This is a genomic window from Terriglobus saanensis SP1PR4, assembly GCF_000179915.2.
GTDB lineage: Bacteria > Acidobacteriota > Terriglobia > Terriglobales > Acidobacteriaceae > Terriglobus > Terriglobus saanensis.
Genome location: NC_014963.1, coordinates 1,826,204 through 1,845,188 on the forward strand (window position 1 = coordinate 1,826,204; position 18,985 = coordinate 1,845,188).

Consider the following 18,985-nt stretch of genomic DNA (forward strand, 5'->3'; position numbering starts at 1 on the left):
CACGCAAACTCCACAAGGTGACTGTATTCGACAGTTTGCACAAATGCCGGATCGCTCGTTGTGCAGTCCGGAACGTCAATCTCATCTCTGTGGCTACTACACGGAGCGATCTGCTCTCTTTCAAATGCAGTTCGGGTCACCGAAAGCAATCTGCTCCAGCATCGATTCATAGACGGTTTGTCCGACCGCCTCACGATATTCAGGCGTTGTTCCTTGTCGAAGGTCAATTCTTACGAGTGGCGTATATCTCGCTGTTCCTAGTCACTCTTATGGAACGCCGATGACAACTTTGGTTGTTCTCTTGCTTTCGAACTGAGAGTCTTAAGGTTGCTTGTTTACGAAAATTACGCGGAGGTCTCGAATGTTATTTCCTGAAGGGCCCGGATCCACCGTATCTCCCAGCGCTTCAAACAATGGATAGGCGTTGAAGGATTCGAGTGCATTTTGCGGATTCATTCCTGCCCGCAGCGCACGCTGCCATGTTGAGCCGTCGACAACGGCCCCTGCGGCGGGACTGTTTCCATCAATCCCATCCGAACCAACGCTCATCGCGACAAAGTTCGACTGACCGTCGATCAACTGAGCGACCCGAAGCGCCCACTGCTGGTTGCGTCCGCCAAGACCAGCCTGCCCTTTGATAGAAACCGTCACCTCGCCGGCGGAGAGGATACAGAGCGGAATCGATGCAACGGATTCCTCGCGTGCCCGCTCCACAAGATATTTCGCGGCATCGCTGTAATCCCAGTCATCGCAGGTATTGTCGACGATGACGCGATATCCAGCGGTGGAGACCAGTTGTATGGCTTCCTCGATCAGTGAGTCGCTCGACAACAATGAGAGACTGGTCGAAGGTAAGCGCCCCTCAGGAAGAGTCTTGGGCGTCTCAGGCATTTGCTCTAAAAACCGCGCCATCGCCTCGGGAACAGGTGCAAGCAATGGCGTTTCTGCGAGGATACGCCGAACCTCTTCCACGGTGCTGGTATCCGCAAGCGACGGGCCCGAGCCCACAATGTCGAGCCTTCCCGGTGGAACATCCGAGATAAGAACCGTGCATCGCGTCGCCGCACCTGCCGCGAGCGCCAGACGACCGCCTTTGATCGCGGAGAAGTGTTTGCGCAGAACGTTTGTCTTGCCGATTGCAAGTCCGGAATGAAGCAGTCGTCTATAGAATGCGGACAGATCCTCTGAACTGATGGAAGCATCGAGCGGAGCTTCTGCCATGGCGGAGGCTCCACCACTTATGAGATAGAGAACCAGGGTGTCTTCGTCGGCCGTTTGCATCAACTGAAGAAGTTCATGCGCCGCGACGAATGAATTTCTTCCCGGCACGGGATGGTCACCCCGCAACGAGAGAATTCCGGGGGGTGCAGCCCATGTACCGAGCCCAACCACCACCCCCGTCAACGGAAGTGCATCGCCAAGCGTTTGAATAGCGTGCTCCGCCATAGGTACAGAAGCTTTGCCGATCGAGACAAGAAAAATGCGTTTGAACAGACGCAGATCGAAACGGTCCTCGCCTACACGAAGTTCGCTTCCTTCCAGGACGAAAGAGTCGCGCATGCTCCGCGGCACGTTCACCCGTAACATCACTTGGGTGAAAAGCCACTGAGCATAGCCTTTCGGGTTCTGTTGCCTTGGCGCGATCTCTTCTCTATCTAGGAACGGTGGCACGCTTTATTCCCTCTAGACCAGTTTCAGTGCGCGCACCGCCTCACCGGCGGCCCGCAAGTTGGCCAGCTTCATCTCAGAATACTTGCGTGACAGAATTACGCCATCTGCCCCGCCATGAAATGCAGCCTCGACCACTTGTCTTGTGATGTCAGGAGTGCTCTTCGCGCTTCCTTGCGCAGTAGGAATATCGATGTCGATCCCAGGCCACAGCTTCGTCTTTGCACCGGCCAGGCCCTCCCTGGCGCGCTTGGTCTCTCGCAGGACGTAGTCGGCGGAAAATCCTCTGGCTGCAAGTTGCTTCATATCCGCTTCCGGGCCGTAATCAAGGACGCGGTAGTGAAAGTCGAGCAGTTCCTGCTTCGGCACATCCGCAAAGTAAGTCGACCCCACCGAATTAACATAGTCCACCATGCGCTCCCCGGCGCAGTTCTGATAGATCACGACCTTCAGAAAGTCGGAATATGGCGCCATCTCGGCATAGTCCTGTTCCGCACGATAGATCGGGTTGAAGGAGTTGTTATGCCATACGTGCCAACCCACGCCCATATTCGGCTTGATGGATTTGATCTTGTCGTAGATCGCCTTCTGCGTCTCGCGCAGACTGCGCGTCCACAGGGACTCCCATGCCAGAAGCTCCGGGTAACGCAGCATCAGGCGCCACAGCATGACGTAGTAGCCGTCGGAAGGACGAACGCCCTTGCGCGATGCGGTAACGAACCTCTCCAGCTCCTCGAAGCCCTTCCTCGCACGATCCGGATTGATCCCCTCCGCTTTGGCTCTTGCAACAGTGTGTTCAGAAAAATCACAGACGCTGGAGAGGGCAGGATGAGAATGGCTTGCGCCAAGAGCATTCGAAAGTGGGCCCTGGCGTTCCGATCCCCACATGATGCCATCGAGATCGTAGTTGCGCGTCCAGTTCTCCACCATGCCGAGAATCCATGCACGATGCTCCGGCGCATTGAAGTTCATGCTGCCGATCTTTTCACCCTGCAGGTTTACATCCTGCATTGGCTTGATACCGGGAAGGTCCTTGCCCATCACATCTTCAAACCAGGCAATTGTCTTGACACCATGCTTCTTCGCTTTTGGGATCACATCTTCCAGGACGTCATAGTTACCAAGGTCGGGCGCGCGAAAATCCTTCAGTGTCGTGTCGGCAAAGTACTTTTTGTCGTAGTTCGTGTAGCAACCGCCGACGAAGGTGTCTTTGTCATACTGTTGTTTGCCGTGGTCGGGCAGCGGCTGCCCCGGCACCTGGCGTCCACCAATGCCGCGGCCGTACGTAAACGTTGCGACAAAGAGTGTGTCCACAAACGCATCGCGCTGACACTCTTCGATGACTGCATCCGTGCCTTCATCTGTGAAAGACACCGCGCCAATCTGAATTCCGATCATCTTCTTGGGTTTGCGCACAGCAGGGTTCAGTGCGATGGCGGGTGCCGCGGCGGCCGTCATCGCCGCGCCGGCTGCTGTCTGAAGAAACTCTCTACGATCCATGTTTGATTTCCTTTGTATGTAAGAACTATTTGAGGTCAAGAACCGTTGCCGGATTGCTTCGAGCCATGGTGTCGATCTCCGTCTGTGATACACCCGCCTGCAGAAGACCTGCATAAAAACGCTTCAGTCCTTCGGTATGCACCGGGTTCACCACCTGGCCCAGATCGCTGGAAAGAATAATGTGGTCCGCGCCAACTGCATGAATAGCCTTGGCATAATCCTCGAAGGAAAATTCTTTGTAGGGGCCGATCAGGCCGTTGTAAACAAACTCCAGATACGCGCCCATGGACGCGGCCTGCTTCATCTGGTCGATGTTCATATGAATCGGTGCAATCATCGCGTGCGTTACGACAATGTGCTTCACGCCCACGCGATTCGCTTCGCGAATCATTGACAGGATTTCGTCCGGATAGTTATGCCCGGTCTCCAGTATCAGGTTGTACTTTGCGATGACGGCAATCACCTGCTTCACCTCCGGCAGCAATTCGCCATCCTGGGTTACGGCAACATAGGGACGCTTGTTGGGCCCCTTCTCGGCTTCAACTGCCGCACGGGAATCAAAGCTCGTCATCCACACCATGCGGCCATAGCCTCCCGAGATGTGCGCCATGTTCTCAACTGCCGCAGCGTTCATGCCGCCGACGGTGCGATTCAAATCGATACCGCCAAAGACCTCGATGCCCGGTACTACTTTCCGTACGAGATACGCATCATTCGCGGTGGGCACGTAGTGGTTTTTGAGAACAATCGCCCGCATGCCTTCCGCCTTGGCAAGACGCGCGACATCGATCGCGTCCACGGAACGTGGCAACACGTCCGGGCCACAGTGCATGTGAATGTCAATTGCTCCGGCCAGAGGCTTCGCGGACGAAGCACCCTGACCGAAGAGAGTACCTGCAACAACCAACATGCTTCCAAGCACAGTAAATCGCATTACGAAACCACCTTCATTTCACGTAAAGCATCGCCCACAGCCGCAAGATTCGCCAGCTTCATCTCGGAGTACTTCCGCGAGATCACAAGCCCCTTCCCACCCGCATCAAAGCAAGCCTTGGTGCAGGCCTTGATCTCCGGAGGAGCCGTATGACTGTATTCAACATTCATATTCGAGATATCGACGTCGAGTCCCGGCCAGATCTCCGTCTGCGTTCCAGCAACATCTTCCACGGACCGTTTCGTCTCGTGATAAACATAGCTCGAATCGAGTCCCACAAACGGCAACTCCGTATAGCTGCGGCCGCGATAGCCCATAATGTTGTACTCAAACTCCAGGGCGTTCTCTATCGACATATCACCATAGATCGTCTTGCTGGCGCTGGTGATATACGTTTCCATGCGTGTGCCCCCAAGATTGTCATACACCGTCATCTTCAAAAAGTCGGTATACGGACTGATCTTTTTCAGATCAGTCTGTGCTCGGAAAAACGGGCTGAAGCTGTGTGCATGCCACACGTGCCAACCCACCTCCATCTTCGGATTCACGCTTTTCACAACGTCGTAGATCGCCTTGTACGTCTCGTGCACGCCATCGTTCCACATGGTCTCCCACGCAAGAATCTCCGGATATTCAAACAACACGCGCCAGAACGTAACGTAATGTCCATCCGGCGGGTTTCCGCCGCCGCGGCAGAAGCGAACCCACTTCTCAAGCTCCTTGTAACCCTGCATTGCGCGTTGCACGTTGATGCCGCGCCCGGCAGCAGCCTTCTGGCAGAACTGGCAGAAGCAAGTCACACGGGAAGGATCGTTTCCGTCGCGCTGATGCACGGATTCGATCATGTTGCCGAACGGGCCGTAACGCTCCGAACCCCACATCACGCCGTCGATCTCATACGAATGCGTCCAGTCCTGAAAGGTCGCCATGAGGAATGCATGATGATCGGGATTGCGAAAGCAAGCGGTCTTTGCCGGACGGCCGTAAAGATCACGCTCTGCAATTAACTCAAAGTTCGGCACCTTGGTATTCCACACGTCCTCACTCCACGTGTAGGTCTTCATACCGCGCTTCTTCGCCTTTGGAATCGCGTCCGCCAGCACGTCATAACTGCCCGCGTCCGGAGCGCGATGCGGCACCATCTTGGTGTTCTTGAAATACTCCGCATGCGGCGTGGTGTAGAAGCCACCAAAGAAGTTGTCTTCTTTCTGCACGCCATGATCTGGAAACGGATGGCCCGGCAGCTGACGCCCGGCAATGCCGTTGCCGTAGGTGAAGCAGGCGATGAAGAGCGCATTGCAGGCGCCTTTTTCCTGCAGAATATCGAGCACCTTATCCGTGCCCTCATCCTGGAAGGAAATTCCCCCAATCTGAATCCCAATCGTGGGAACCTTCTTCTCACTCTGCTGCGCAGGAAGAGCTTCTGCAAGCAACTTGTTACTTACTCCTGAATTTGCGGCCGCCAGTGCTGCGCCCGCGCCTGCGACAAAAGTACGTCGGTCCATGTTGGCCATTCTTTCTCCTTACTAAAAATTGATCTTGAGCGCTATTTGTAGTGTGCGTGCAGCATTCAACGTCGAGTTCACAATGCCGGCGGAATTAGAACCAATCGAAGCGTTCGGATTGGTGAAGGTTGGGTGGTTGGCGACATTGAATGCTTCAAAACGAAATTCGGCATTGGCCGCCTCGTGAATGGGAAAGGTCTTCTTAAGAGTCATATCCAACTGCACCAGGCCGTCGCCAGTAAGAATATTGCGGCCAGAATTGCCGAAGGTGAATGCCGTAGGGCTGCTGAAGACTGAGGGATCGAACCAGCGCTGCGGCGTAGGGTTACCCACGGCGCCCGCAAATGCGCCGGGAGCACGATTTGGGAACTGACCGCTCGTACCGTTGTTGGCCACATCGCTGGAAAGTACCGGGGTGAAAGGTAAGCCGCTGCGAGCCGTATAGATGCCTGCGATCTCCCATCCGCTGACCACCTGATTGACGACGCCGGTTGCATTGCTGAGGAAATAGTGGCCGTGGCCCACAGGGAAGGAATACACCGAACTAATCGTCAGAACGTGCATTAGGTTGTGATCGCACGGCGCGTAGTAGCGGGAGAGCTGCCCAAGAGACTGCGGCCCAGATTCGCTCGACCCGTTGTCGAGACACCGGCTCCACGCATACGAACCCAATAACTGGAAGCCGTTGCTATAACGCTTCTCCGCTTTGACCTGCAGTGCGTTGTAGTTGGCCGATCCATAGGTATTGCCAAGATTGAATACACCCCACTGCGGGAACGGTCGCCGATTTTGAATGCTGCCGGCACCGGGATTCGGAACGTTGTCCGGCGTTGAAATCAGCTGGTTGTGTTTGGTGTTGTTGCCGACATATGCCACCTCGAGCGACAGGTTATTCATGAGCTGATGCTGAATCGCCAGGTTGTACTGGTGCATGTACGTATGCTTCATATCGATCGGCGAAGTCCAGATGGCTGGCTGCAGGCATGAAAGATACGCGACCGTCGTACCCGGGCATGCCACGCCCGGATTTGGGTTTGCCGAAACAAGAGGTTGGCCGTTGAATGGATTTTGAAAGGTAAACGGCGGTGTGGTCTTGCTGGACGTGTTCACGGTCTGCACGACTTCAAACGGAGGAGCCTTGACCCACTGCAGCGACATGTTTGAATCGAAGTAAATCGGGAACAGGCCATACGCTGCACGGATCACTGTCTTGTCGCTATTTCCGACGCGATAGGCGAGACCAACGCGCGGAGCGAAGACGCCAGGACCGGTTCTATGAATGGACTGCGGCAGGTGCAGCGACTCGGAGCTAAGCAGCCGATCGCTGAAGAGCGGAATCAACTGGGGCATCACTGGCTGGGCATTCGGATTGATCAGCATACCGCCGTTGTGTGTTGGCACCACGAGCTTGCCTGTGCTGTAGTCAATGGCATTGGCTTGGCCATTTAATCCGTCGTAAAACGGATCGTGTTCATAGCGGAGACCCATATTCAAGGTCAGGTCCGGGCGAGGACGCCAGTTATCCTGCGCAAAGAATGCCAGCCAATTTCCAGTGCTGCCGTAGAGATCCAGCGGATAAGCGCGCGTTACAGCGGCCGGATAACCCAACAGAAAATCGGAGAAGGCATCCCCCGTGTAGTTGGTGGTGAAGGAGAAGCTACCCTCCTGGTTCTGACCGTTGAAGAAGGTATGGCGCTGATGAAGAACCTGCACGCCCGCGGAGATTTCATGCCCACCCGAGGTGTAGCTCACGGTGTCGGCATATTGCCAGGTGCGGATGCGGTTAGACTTCGGCAAATTATTAACGCCGGAGCCATTGAATGGCGTGTATCCAGTGAGCGTGATGTACGGGAAGCTCGGTGTAATTTGCGACAGTTCGAAGCCGGTAATGCCCGCGCCTGCAAGGAAGTTCGTTCCAGGTAAAACAGCTCCGAACAGGAAAATATCTTTGTACAGCCCAAACTTCGCTTCATTCAGCCACTTCCCTCCGAAGGTATGGGATTCGGTCAGTGCGATATTCTGCGCACGGCTATTGAGCGACTGGATTCCGAGAGCCTGGAACGCATTCGGATCCTGCTCATCGTTGTCCGCGATCGAGTATCTGGCCATCCAGTGGTCTCGTGTCCCCATCGCCCAATCGACCTTGCCATCACCCTTCATAATGAGCAGCTTCTGCGGCGCACTGAAGTTTGCCTGCGACTGCGTGGGCATGAACTTGAGGAAAAAAGCGGCCTGCGGAGAGATGGGCACTTGATCGTTCGTAAAGCGGAGGCCAGTTGCAGGATTGATCGGCTTCTTCGCTGCGGCGCTGAAGTCGCCCTTGCGCATCGCGTCCGTGGGCACAATGTTGGCATAGGTGATGCCCTGGCTCTGACGCGTCTCTTCAAAATCCGAGAAGAAGAACAGCTTGTCTTTGATGATGGGGCCACCGACTACGCCACCAAATTGGTGACGCTTCAGAATGTTCTTGTTGGTGCGCGCAAAGTAGTTGTGCGCGTCGGCCGCGTCGTTACGCAGGAACTCAAAGACAGTTCCGTGAAAGCTGTTGGTACCGCTCTTCATCGTTGCCGCAACGACGTTAGGCGTGTTGCCATACGATGCCGGCATGTTGGCGCCTAGCACCTTGAACTCTGCCAGCGAATCGACGTTGGGCTGCACATTTGTTCCGCCCTGTTCATATTCAGTGATGTCGACGCCATCCAGAGACCATCCATTGAAGATGAAACCGGTACCATTGATCTGCACCGCAACCGAGGACGAACGTAGCGATCCACCGCCGGTGCGCGTGCCTTGTCCGCCAGGCGTGTACGTGGCACCGGGTGTAAGCGCAACGAGATTCCAGAACTGACGGCCATTCAGAGCGACCGCTTCGATCGATTTGCCTTCGACCACCTGGCCCACCGAGCTGTCCTGTGAATTGATGATGGGGACAGCCGTCGTGACCGTCACCTGTTCGCTCACTGCGCCGGCAACCAGCATTACATCCAGAGCCGCTGCCTGTGCAGTCTGCAGAGTGATCTTCGGAACGACCGACACTTTGAAGCCGTTTGCCCTGGTCGAAACCGTGTAGTCTCCGACTGGCAGATCTACAACCGCGTAAGAACCCGATTCACTGGTCGTGGTTGTGTACTTCTGATGCGTTGCGATCGCTTCGACTGTTACCGTCGCATTCGGAATGAATGCACCCGAAGCATCGCGGACGAATCCGGACAACGTTGCGTTGGACGACTGTGCCAACATCAGCGCAGAGGAAAGAAATATCACTAGGAAAGGGGCTGCAAGTTTGCGAAAAAAAGACATAGGAGTCTCCGGGTGCTCCGAGTTGGAGCCGCGTTGGTGATGAATAACTTTCAAATACAATGAAACGCGGATGCGGCGGTGCTCAAACATCCGATCTGCTGCGAACCATACCTCTTAGCCGGCGCGATTACGATGCGCCGGATCACTTACTTCCACTCGCGCCAATCCTTCAAGCACTTTGATGGAGGCGCAAATATCTTCTTCGCCATAACCCGCAGCTATGGCGGTGCGCAGCATCTGCGCGGACAATGCCGTGAGCGGAGTTGGAACGCCAAGCTCGCCCGCTGACTCCAGCATGAGCTGCATGTCCTTCTCAAGCCACTTCACGGAAAAGTGCGTAGCAAAATTCCGGGCAAACACCAGCGGAGCCTTCGCTGCAACCAGTCCCGACTTTGCCGCGCTGTTATTCAGGATGTCGAGCATCAGCTCAGGCTCAATCCCTGCCTTTGTGCTCAAAACAAAAGATTCGTTGAAGGCATTGATCAGGTTGCCGATGATTAAGTTCTGAGAAAGCTTCGCGTGCAGCCCCATGCCGTTCGCACCACAGTAGTAGAGGTTCGGGCCCATGGTTAAGCAGAAAGGCTTCACCCGTTCAAAGACGTCCTTGTCGCCGCCTACCATGAAGGTGAGATTGCCACTCTCGGCGCCATTCTTTGATCCAGTCACAGGAGCATCGAGTAACTCAATACCGCGTGTGCGCAACTCTTCTGCCATCTGCTTACTCGCGCTTGGGGAGATGCTGCTGCAATCCACGACGACACTTCCAGGCCGTGCACCAGCCGCGATTCCGTCCGCGCCAAAAATCGTGTTGCGCGACATCGCCGTATCCCCCACGCAGAGGAAGACGACCTCGCTTCGCTGCGCAACTTCGGCTGGAGTCGCCGCGATCGTCGCCGCGCCCGACGCCTTCAGCTTCTCTGCCTTGCCCGGAGTGATCGACCACAGCGTAACCCCATGTCCGGCCTCAAGCAGATGCCGGGCCATAGGCATGCCCATGATTCCCAATCCGATAAATCCCAGCTTCGCCATAAGACTGAATCCTTTGCCTCAGAAGTGAAGGTAGTGCGTGTACAGCAATGCGATAAGACCCACGATGGCGGCAAGAAGAACGCTGTGCTTCAGCATCAGCCGAAACAACCTTGACTGATCCGCGTTGCTCATCCCAGTCGCTGCCGCCGCGACCACGATCGTTTGCAGACTGATCATCTTTCCAACCACGCCGCCCGATGAATTTGCCGCAGACATCAAAACAGGACTAAGACCCAGACGCTCTGCGGTGACAACCTGCAGACTTCCAAAAAGGGCATTCGCAGAAGTGTCCGAGCCTGTAAGAAAGACGCCGACCCACCCGAGCAACGCGCTGAAAAATGGAAACACCGCGCCGCTCGAAGAAAACGCAAGCCCCAGCGTTGCGGTGGCTCCGGAATAGTTCATAAGAAAAGCCATCGCTAGTACGGAGACCACCGTAGTAATCGGCACGAGCAACTGCCTGCACGTTGAGCCAAGAACCCCCAGGAACGTGGACAAAGAAACCCGCAGGAAGAGCGCACTACAGATGGCTGCGCACATGCAGGATGTTCCCGACGCGGACAGAAGATTCAGTACGAAGTACGCATGGTACGGTTGCGCGTTCGCAACGACGGGAGCCATGCGCATCACCCGATCATGCAACATCGGCCATTGCAGGTTGAAGGTGCCCACAGACAGCAGATGTTGAATCGGCTTCACGCTCCAAAGTAGGACGAATACAACGAGGAATGCATACGGCATCCACGCGACCACGATCTCCTGCGTCGACGCGACCAGGAGATCTGAACCATCCGCCGGTGGGGCAACCGCCTCGCTGGAACCGCGGAACGCCGCTTCGAGATCGCGCGGCATGGGTTCGCTTTTGCGGAAACGACAGAGAACAAAGAGCGCAACCATCGCGAAGATGGACGCAAGGATGTCCGTCAACTGCGGACCCATGTAAGTACCAACCACAAACTGTGTTCCGCCAAACACGAAGCCCGTAATCACACAGGGAAGCAACGCCGCGCGCAGCGTTCTCTTCCCACCCATCACAAACACCATGTAGGCCGGAATGATTAGTGCGACCGGTGCGCAGATGGCTGCAACCGCCGCACTCAGCTTCAATAGCGGAAGACCGGTCGTCGCGGCGAGTGTCAACAGCGGCGTTCCGATCGAACCGAACGCGACGGGAGCTGTATTTGCGAGCAGACAGATGGCAGAAGCACGGAAGGGCGAGAAGCCAAGGCCCGTAAGCATGGCGGCCGCGATGGCGACCGGCGTTCCGAAACCCGCTGCCCCTTCAATGAACGCGCTGAAAGCGAAAGCGATGAGCAGGGCCTGCGAAGGTGCGTCTTCCGTAAGCTGTCCGACCGACTCGCGAATGATGGTGAACTTACCCGTAACGGTCGTGATGCGAAAAAGAACGATCGCCCAGAATACGATCCAGCAAATCGGAAAGAGACCGAAGGCCGCACCGTAGGAGACTGCACCAAACGCCAGCGAAACCGGCATGTGATAGCAGAAGAGGGCAACCACTAAGCTCACCGCAAGGCCACAGAGTCCGGCCACCCACGCGGGTTTACGCAGCACACCCAGCATCACCAGCACAGCCAGGATGGGCAGTGCCGCGATCGCGGCGGATACCCCGATACCCTGACCAAAAACGCGATATGCCTGCTGCCAATTCACCTTGTTCCGCCTCGCTTCTGCCACTAAAGCAATCAGCTACGAATTGTCCATTAGGGAACAAGTACATAGGACTTTTCGAAAGCGGGAGGATGGTATGTTGGTCTGACCAATTGTGTCAAGACGGCTTTTCCATTTTATTTTCTACTACCCGGTCGCTGGATCTTGATCCCCAGCCAAATCGGAGCTTCCAACGATTTGAACTGCATGATAGCTTTCAACTTTGCCACGAAATTGGCCTGACCATTTTTTGACCGCCTTGGGAAAGATCTAGGACATTTGGCTGTAGTGATAAGGTGACCAGAGATGCGAAAACAGAATGCACCAGACACGACGCTCCAGGAGAAGACCGCCCTTAAAACACGGCCTGTTCAGAAGAACTCGATAAGCGATGAGATTGTCCAGCAGATCATGAAACAGATCTCGAGTGGCAGTCTGAGGCCGGGCCAACGTCTCCCTTCGGAACGGGAGTTGTGCAAGCAATTCAACGCTGGCCGTTCCTCCCTTCGCGAGGCGCTGCGCTGCCTCTCCATCATGGGTGTACTCACTGCGCGCGTCGGCGAAGGAACCTCGGTCGCCACGGACGGCAGCAAATTTCTGAACACGATTATGAAGTGGCGCGTCATCACGGAGCGCTATGACGTTCGCGACCTGATGGAAGTGCGCCTGGCGATGGAAGGCCTTTCTGCAGCGAGCGCCGCCGAGCGCGCAACCGACGCTGAACTTGCGGCGATCTCAGAGTTCGTGGTGCGCATGCACGATGCGGTAGGAGATGCGAAGCGATTCAGCTCTCTTGATCTTGAATTTCATCTTGCGATCTCACGCGCATCAAAGAACCTCGCGATGGTGGACATGCTTACCATGATTCGCAGCCAGCTCCCGCGCGTCGTATCCACGGTGCTCAAGCTCCCTGATGCGCGGCCACTCTCACTCAAAGAGCACGAAACCATCATTAAGGCCCTGCTGAAGCGCGACCCGGAGGGAGCCCGTAAGGCCATGCAGGTCCATCTGAGCTCTGCAATTAAACGTTACGACTCCACACAGCCAAAGGTTATGTATTGAACGCATCCAAATCGCTAACGCTCTATGTGGGTTGTCTAAGCATCGACGGGCTCAATCTCTTTTTGAGGGCTAAGATTTTGCGTTTGGCGGCCTTCCGTTTTGTTCCGACTCTGTGTATTGTTCATCGCTGAGAAAGGGGTTATGTCTTCTCGCAAGCCGGTGGTCGATGCCTCGTTGCTTCAGCCGTTCTCTCAGCGGAGCGAATAGTAAGTCCGGTCGGCGATCACGCGCTTCGACTTCTGCCAGGGACGGTCTTTAGTCGGGGACGGCGAGCGTAGCTTTCCCGGGGAGGCACTTGCCGTCTGAAACCCCCAGCGGAAGACCGGCACCGCCGACCAATACCATCCACTCGTGCCCTTGCCAGATCATTTAAGTTGCCTTCACACGGACAGGGTAGAATTCAAGGCCACATGCCTCATCGCGCAGAATCTCGTCAGGACATCGCACAATGAACGTTCTCGTCATTGAAGATGACTTCAGGATCGCTAGCCTGGTTGAGCGTGCCTTGATAGAAGAAGGGCATCGCGTCGTCGTTTCAGGCGACGGCAGGGAAGGGGCCGACCTTCTACTCACAGGCCAGTTCGATGCCGCTCTGCTCGATATCTTTCTGCCCGAGATGGATGGTTTCGAGGTACTCGAGAGGGTCCGGACGCAGCAGTGCAAGACTCCCATTCTTGTCCTCACGGCGGTCGACGCTGTGCCCAAAATCGTGCGTGCCTTCGATTTGGGGGCAGACGATTACCTGGTCAAACCATTTATCGTCGAGATCCTGCTTGCGCGCGTCGGCGCCATCGCCCGCCGTGTCGCGAACCACTCGGAAGAAGCACCGGAGACGGGGAGTGTCGTCCTCGACCGTGGGCGCCGTCTTGCCCTTCGCCATGGGAAAGAGATTGCGCTGACGAAGAAACAGTTCGAACTCCTGGATACCCTCATGCGCCGCAAGGGGCTCATTACGACGCGCGAGCAGCTCATCGAAGCTGGCTGGGGCATACAGGCCGACGTGAAAGAGAACACTCTTGATGTCTACATCCACGGCCTGCGGGCCAAACTCGAAGACCAATCCGATAAGGGACAACCACTCATCCGCACCGTCCACGGCTCTGGTTATATGTTTGTCGCGACATGAGTATGGGAGCAATCTCGGTTCGTGCCAAGCTCATGCTGCTGTATCTTCTGGTCACCTTTCTTGGGCTCTCCGCGTTTGGAATGCTCTCTTACGGTGCGCTGCGATACTCGCTTCTGCAAGGCAAGAAGACGCATCTGCAGGGGCGTGAAGACAGGCTCATCAGTCTCCTCAGAGAGAACAAAGCGAAGGGTGTAACGCAGCCGTTGAGCGAGCAGCTCCGGAACTATGCGCTGGTTACCCATGAAGGCAATCTTTTTCACGTGCACACGCTCGATGGCGGCTTCATCTTTCCGATCGAGGACGCCTCGCACGACTGGGGTCTGCTGGCCGGGCAGAACTGTCAGACAGCAGCTTTCGACTCGATCCTGATCGACGGCAAGCCCGCGATGGTGATGTGCCATCAGATCCTGGTCGACGGGCGTGCCGTGCTTCTGCATATCGGCGGGACGCTCGAAGAAGAGCACTACATCCTGCTCAAGTACCGCAACGCACTCTTCCTTTTGATGCCCGGGCTGCTCATTCTCTCTTCGGTCTGCGGATACTTTCTCAGCCGCTTTGCGCTCAAGCCGGTCGACCGCGTCACGCGTGCTGCTCTAGGGATCGGTATCAGCAATCTCTCCGAGCGGCTCCCTGTGCCGCCAGCCAGGGATGAAATCCAGCGACTCGCCATCGCGTGGAACCAACTGCTCGCAAAGCTGGAAGCGGCCGTGTCGCGGCTGAGCCAGTTTTCCGCCGACGCCTCCCATGATCTGCGCACCTCGATGACTGTCATGCTCGCCACCGCGCAGCTCTCATTGCGTCGCCCGCGCAGCGAAGAGGAGTATCGCGATGCGCTCGAAAAGATCGTTACCGAGTGCCGCACCGGATCGACGTTGCTCGACGCGCTTCTTTCGCTCACGCAGAGCGACAACTTCATGCATGAGTTTGCCTTCAAGAAGATCGACCTCTGCGCCCTTGTCATCAGCGGATGCCGTCGTGTCGAGGATTTGGCCGAGTCCAGCGGGATTCTGCTCGACTGGCATCTTCCTACAGAGACCGTTTTCATCGAAGGCGACGACCTTCTTCTCCAGCGGCTCCTCGGCATCCTCCTGGACAACGCCATTCGTTACACGCCTGTGGACGGCGAGATCCGCGCGGAGGTATCCACGGAAGAGGAGTATGCTCTCGTCGCCGTGCGGGACACAGGCGTCGGCATGACGGAGGAGGTGCGCCGGCGTGTCTTCGATCGCTTTTACCAAGCTGACCTGCGGGAGCGGAAATCGAGTGCCGGTAGTGGCCTTGGTCTTTCGATCGGACGCTGGATCGCCGACGCGCACGCCGCCGAGCTCACCGTGCGCAGCACGCCGCTGGAGGGCTCTGTCTTCGAAATCAGGTTCCCCTTAAAAGCCAGTCCGACCACGCAGGAATCCATGCTCACGATGAAGTGAGTTTCGCGTGTAGAAATTAAGGTTGCTGATATAAACCTGAAATCAACCTTAAGATCAAGAGCAATCTTCGAAAATTCTCGGTTCGCACTGCTATTTAACCTTCCTGTAACCTTGCCGTCTCCCTACATTCACAAACGACTCCTACTCTCAGTCTCGCAATGAGACAAAACAAAGCTTCTTTCAGCGTGGTCTTCCTCCTCGCCATCACAGCGGTGTGTGCCTATGCACAATCCGCCAGCCCCAACCCTGCAAAGGCCACGATCGATGTGGCCGTGCACAGCAACCTCTATCTCGATCAGGATTCGTTTTCTCTCGATCTCATCCTCCCATCACCCCCGCCGAAGAACTCCGCTATCGCTCTCTCGGAACTCGCGGAGTTGCACCGGATCGAAGAGAGGCGCACTGCGGAGCAGGTAGCTCAAGCGCAGATCGACGATCGCGAAGAAAGTATCTTTCTATTCGAGTCGGTGATGGGAAAGCAGTTCAACGCAGACGCGCTCCCGTTGACCTCGGCCCTCTCCAAACGCATTCGCAAGGATGAATCCGCAGCAAGCAGCGGCCTTAAGAGCACGTATCACCGTCCACGTCCTTACCAGGCGGATGCCACGTTGCATCCTGTCTGCACCCTTACACAGGAGCCGAACTCATACCCCAGCGGGCACTCTCTCTCCGGCTATCTGCTTGGCTTCACGCTTATCCAGATGGTGCCGGAGAGGCGCCAGCAGATTCTCGATCGTGCCGACGAGTTCGCGCATAACCGCCTGGTCTGCGGTGTGCACTACACCAGCGATACCGAGGCTAGCCGCCGTCTTGCGTATGCCCTCTTCGGCTCTCTCGCGGCATCCCCGCAGTTTCAGAAAGACCTTGCTGCAGCTCGCACCGAGACACGCCAGAAGCTTGGCCTGCCGGCGGCAATCAACCGATAAAGCGGGCCCACCGCTTGCGATTCACTGCTCTATTCAACGAAGTATTTCCTGGAGGAACTCATGACACAACCCACTCTGAAACGCTGTGCCGCAGCCTTTCTCCTCTTCGTCTGCGCTTTTGCCCTCCCGGCTATCTCGGGCTATGCCCAGACGGCGGCCACCACGCTCTCCGGCGTCGTGACAGACGCGAAGGGCGGCATGCTGGCCGACGTCGTGGTCACGGTGACGGCCACCGACTCGGCAGCCGCCATTCGAACGACGAAGACGGACGCGCTGGGCCATTTCACGCTTGGCGGTTTCAACACCGGAAACTACACGGTCGAGATCGCAGGCTCGGGTTTCAGGCCGAACCGTCGCACCATCCGCATCGCTGCCGGACAGGATCAGGATCTGTCTGCATCGCTCGTTGTGGGCGACGTCTCGCAGGAGGTGAATGTCTCGGGGAATGAGGTAGGATCCATCGCATCGGCTCTTGCGCCGATGGACGCTCTGCTGGATGCGCGCTCTGCACGCACCGAGATCACGCAGCACTTCATTCAGAACTTCACCTCGCCCATCGCCGATTTTGGCGAGGCCGTCCAGATGTCGCCGGGCACCTTCACCACGAACGGAAACGGTGTCGGTCTCGGTCAGTCCAGCACCTACTTCCGCGGATTTCCCGATGGCGAGTACGACATTGACTTCGATGGCATCCCCTTTTACGACACCAACACACCGACCCATCACTCGTGGGCCTTCTTTCCTGCCCAGTTCCTTGGCGGCATCGACTTCGACCGCAGCCCCGGCACAGCCTCCACCATAGGGCCAGCGCCTTTCGGCGGCTCCATCCATTTGCTCTCGAAGAACCTAAGCCCCATGCAGAACATTCGCGGACAGTTCTCCTATGGCTCCTTCAATACCGCTCTTTACGACGGAGAATATGACTCGGGCGATCTGCTTGGCGGCCATAAGCTGAACTTCCAGATCGACGTACATCACCTTCAGTCCGACGGCTACCAGACCTTCAATCATCAGACCCGCAACGCAGGCGCCATCAAGATGCAGTACAAGTTCTCTGATAAGACCTATCTCACCGGTTTCTCCGGCGTGATCCAGCTCGATGCCAACACGCCAAACTTCGCGGCGACGCGCTGCCAGATGTTCGGAGCCGGTACGGGGTACACCTGCACCGGGGCCAACGCTTTCTTTGCTGGGGCCGGTATTAACTTCCTTCTTACGGACAATACAGATCCGGTCAACTACCTCGACAATCAGTACAACAAATACCACGTGCCCACCGATTTCGAGTATGTCGGGCTTCACAGTGAGTTCGGGCATAACTTCATCCTTGACGTAAAGCCCTACACCTATAACTACGACAACGGCGAGAAGTTCTCAAACGCCACGCCAATCACAGAAGCAGCCACGATCAATGGTTCGAAGACCTACAACGGCATCGCCATTGCCCCTTGCAACGTGCCGGTAACCAAGAAAGGTGTAACCGCTCTTCCTTGCGCCGTCGACAAGTACAACAGCTACCGCAAGTATGGAGAGACCTCGAACATCAGCCAGGTCTCCAGGTTCGGCATCGCGCGTGTAGGCTTCTGGTACGAATGGGCCACTACCAATCGTCACCAGACCCCGAGCGACCCCCTGAACAACTGGGCCAACCAGGCTCTCTCGAACTTCAACGAGTCGTTCTGGACCAACTCCTACCAGCCCTACTTCGAGTATGAGTTCCATGCGACCCGCCATCTGAACATCACTGCGGGTACCAAGTTCTCGCATTACAACATTGCCACCAAGCAGTATGCGGACGACGGCAAAACCATCGGCGGTCTTGGCACGAACAATCCCAACACCTTCATCACCAACAGCGGCACTTACTCTGCGTGGTTGCCCTCTATCGATGCCAACTACCGCCTGCGCACCAACTGGTCGGTCTACGGTCAGGTTTCAACCGGAAGCGTCGTTCCGCCGAGCAAAGTCTTTGACTATGCGCAGAGCGCCACCGGCATTCCGGTGAAGACTCTGCCCAAGCAGCAGCGCTCCACCACCTACCAGACTGGCACCGTGATCAAGTTGAAGCGCGTGACGCTGGACGCGGACTTTTACCATATTCGCTTTCAGAACAGCTACTCCTCAACCCTCGACTCCAGCGGCGAACCGGTCTACTTCCTGCAGCCGAGCTCAATCACCAAGGGCTTTGAGGCGGAGAGCAATCTCTATATCGCGCACGGACTCAGCGTGTATCTCAACGCGTCCGTTGGGCGTGCCACCTATACCGGTAACCTCAATGTAAGCTGCACCGCCCCGTGCACTGCCGCGCCCATCTCTGTGGCCGCTCCGTCCGGCCTCTGGGTTGCGAGCACGCCGTCAGACACGGAGACTGAAGGGGTGACCTACCAGCACAAGGGATGGGACCTCGGTCTCTTCAATAAACGTGTCGGTACCTTCTACCAGGACAATGGCGCCTACCATAATCAGGCCACCATCAACCCCTTCAGCGTCACCAATATGTTCTTCAACTACACCATCCGCTCTGGTGGCCGCTTCGATCAGACAAAGGTCCGCCTGAGCTTCAACAATCTCTTCAACCAGCACAGCATCACCGCCGATTCGATCACCGGAACCGCTGCGACACAGAACATCGTAGCCAGCGGAGCCAACTACGTGGACCCCTTCAACACTGTCGGTCAGACGCCCATCGCTGCGGGAGATAACATCAGCATTCTTCCTGCACGTAGCGTCATGCTGTCGATCACCTTCGGCCTTTCAACGAAACGGTAACTCCCGGGCCGTGTCTCCTGAAACGTGACACGGCCTGATTGTCTCTGGTACTGATGAATCAGGAGATCTCC

Annotated in this window: 12 protein-coding genes; 5 read left to right on the forward strand and 7 right to left on the reverse strand. The window is 56.3% G+C overall.

All coding sequences use genetic code 11. The annotated features are described in order from the left end of the window. Nucleotides 1-321: 321 nt before the first annotated feature. From ACIPR4_RS07625 to ACIPR4_RS07655, 7 genes are all read right to left on the reverse strand, one after another. Entirely contained in the window at nucleotides 322-1,671 is a 1,350-nt protein-coding gene (locus tag ACIPR4_RS07625) for a glycerate kinase type-2 family protein (protein WP_013568082.1), read from the reverse strand. Nucleotides 1,672-1,683: 12 nt separating this feature from the next. Then, nucleotides 1,684-3,168 carry a glycoside hydrolase family protein gene (locus ACIPR4_RS07630; RefSeq protein ID WP_013568083.1) on the reverse strand — a complete coding sequence of 495 codons (1,485 nt, stop codon included), beginning with the start codon at nucleotides 3,166-3,168 and terminating at the stop codon, nucleotides 1,684-1,686. A gap of 25 nt (nucleotides 3,169-3,193) precedes the next feature. After that, nucleotides 3,194-4,078 carry a DUF6282 family protein gene (locus ACIPR4_RS07635; protein WP_144312609.1) on the reverse strand — a complete coding sequence of 295 codons (885 nt, stop codon included), beginning with the start codon at nucleotides 4,076-4,078 and terminating at the stop codon, nucleotides 3,194-3,196. 23 nt (nucleotides 4,079-4,101) lie between these two features. After that, entirely contained in the window at nucleotides 4,102-5,607 is a 1,506-nt protein-coding gene (locus ACIPR4_RS07640) for a hypothetical protein (protein WP_245536479.1), read from the reverse strand. A 21-nt stretch (nucleotides 5,608-5,628) separates the two neighbouring features. Then, nucleotides 5,629-8,907: a TonB-dependent receptor gene (locus ACIPR4_RS07645; RefSeq protein WP_013568086.1), complete on the reverse strand. Its 3,279-nt coding sequence runs from the start codon at nucleotides 8,905-8,907 to the stop codon at nucleotides 5,629-5,631. A gap of 114 nt (nucleotides 8,908-9,021) precedes the next feature. Further along, a complete protein-coding gene (locus ACIPR4_RS07650) occupies nucleotides 9,022-9,936 on the reverse strand; it encodes an NAD(P)-dependent oxidoreductase (RefSeq protein ID WP_013568087.1) in 915 nt (304 codons plus the stop codon). A gap of 18 nt (nucleotides 9,937-9,954) precedes the next feature. Beyond that, nucleotides 9,955-11,631, reverse strand: a complete 1,677-nt coding sequence (locus ACIPR4_RS07655) for an L-lactate permease (protein ID WP_222829266.1) — start codon at nucleotides 11,629-11,631, stop codon at nucleotides 9,955-9,957. Between the two features lie 279 nt (nucleotides 11,632-11,910). Between ACIPR4_RS07655 and ACIPR4_RS07660 the strand changes: the two genes are divergently transcribed. The 5 genes from ACIPR4_RS07660 (at nucleotide 11,911) to ACIPR4_RS07680 (ending at nucleotide 18,914) form a co-directional block, all read left to right on the forward strand. After that, on the forward strand, nucleotides 11,911-12,666 hold the full coding sequence (locus tag ACIPR4_RS07660) for a FadR/GntR family transcriptional regulator (protein ID WP_013568089.1): 756 nt from the start codon (nucleotides 11,911-11,913) through the stop codon (nucleotides 12,664-12,666). Nucleotides 12,667-13,114: 448 nt separating this feature from the next. Next, the gene (locus tag ACIPR4_RS07665; protein WP_013568091.1) at nucleotides 13,115-13,792 is read left to right on the forward strand and encodes a response regulator transcription factor; all 678 of its coding nucleotides are present in this window, start codon (nucleotides 13,115-13,117) and stop codon (nucleotides 13,790-13,792) included. A gap of 2 nt (nucleotides 13,793-13,794) precedes the next feature. After that, nucleotides 13,795-15,219, forward strand: a complete 1,425-nt coding sequence (locus tag ACIPR4_RS07670) for an ATP-binding protein (protein ID WP_144312611.1) — start codon at nucleotides 13,795-13,797, stop codon at nucleotides 15,217-15,219. A gap of 158 nt (nucleotides 15,220-15,377) precedes the next feature. After that, complete coding sequence (locus ACIPR4_RS07675; RefSeq protein WP_013568093.1) at nucleotides 15,378-16,145, forward strand: acid phosphatase; 768 nt, start codon at nucleotides 15,378-15,380, stop codon at nucleotides 16,143-16,145. Nucleotides 16,146-16,205: 60 nt separating this feature from the next. Further along, complete coding sequence (locus ACIPR4_RS07680) at nucleotides 16,206-18,914, forward strand: TonB-dependent receptor (protein ID WP_013568094.1); 2,709 nt, start codon at nucleotides 16,206-16,208, stop codon at nucleotides 18,912-18,914. The last annotated feature ends 71 nt before the right edge of the window (nucleotides 18,915-18,985 follow it).

Excerpts from the sequence above, each read along its gene's own strand:
- ACIPR4_RS07680 (WP_013568094.1), top strand. The coding sequence starts at position 16,206 with ATGACACAACCCACTCTGAAACGCTGTGCCGCAGCCTTTCTCCTCTTC.
- ACIPR4_RS07640 (WP_245536479.1), bottom strand. The coding sequence starts at position 5,607 with ATGGACCGACGTACTTTTGTCGCAGGCGCGGGCGCAGCACTGGCGGCC.
- ACIPR4_RS07665 (WP_013568091.1), top strand. The coding sequence starts at position 13,115 with ATGAACGTTCTCGTCATTGAAGATGACTTCAGGATCGCTAGCCTGGTT.
- ACIPR4_RS07630 (WP_013568083.1), bottom strand. The coding sequence starts at position 3,168 with ATGGATCGTAGAGAGTTTCTTCAGACAGCAGCCGGCGCGGCGATGACG.
- ACIPR4_RS07670 (WP_144312611.1), top strand. The coding sequence starts at position 13,795 with ATGGGAGCAATCTCGGTTCGTGCCAAGCTCATGCTGCTGTATCTTCTG.
- ACIPR4_RS07635 (WP_144312609.1), bottom strand. The coding sequence starts at position 4,078 with ATGTTGGTTGTTGCAGGTACTCTCTTCGGTCAGGGTGCTTCGTCCGCG.
- ACIPR4_RS07645 (WP_013568086.1), bottom strand. The coding sequence starts at position 8,907 with ATGTCTTTTTTTCGCAAACTTGCAGCCCCTTTCCTAGTGATATTTCTT.
- ACIPR4_RS07675 (WP_013568093.1), top strand. The coding sequence starts at position 15,378 with ATGAGACAAAACAAAGCTTCTTTCAGCGTGGTCTTCCTCCTCGCCATC.
- ACIPR4_RS07660 (WP_013568089.1), top strand. The coding sequence starts at position 11,911 with ATGCGAAAACAGAATGCACCAGACACGACGCTCCAGGAGAAGACCGCC.
- ACIPR4_RS07650 (WP_013568087.1), bottom strand. The coding sequence starts at position 9,936 with ATGGCGAAGCTGGGATTTATCGGATTGGGAATCATGGGCATGCCTATG.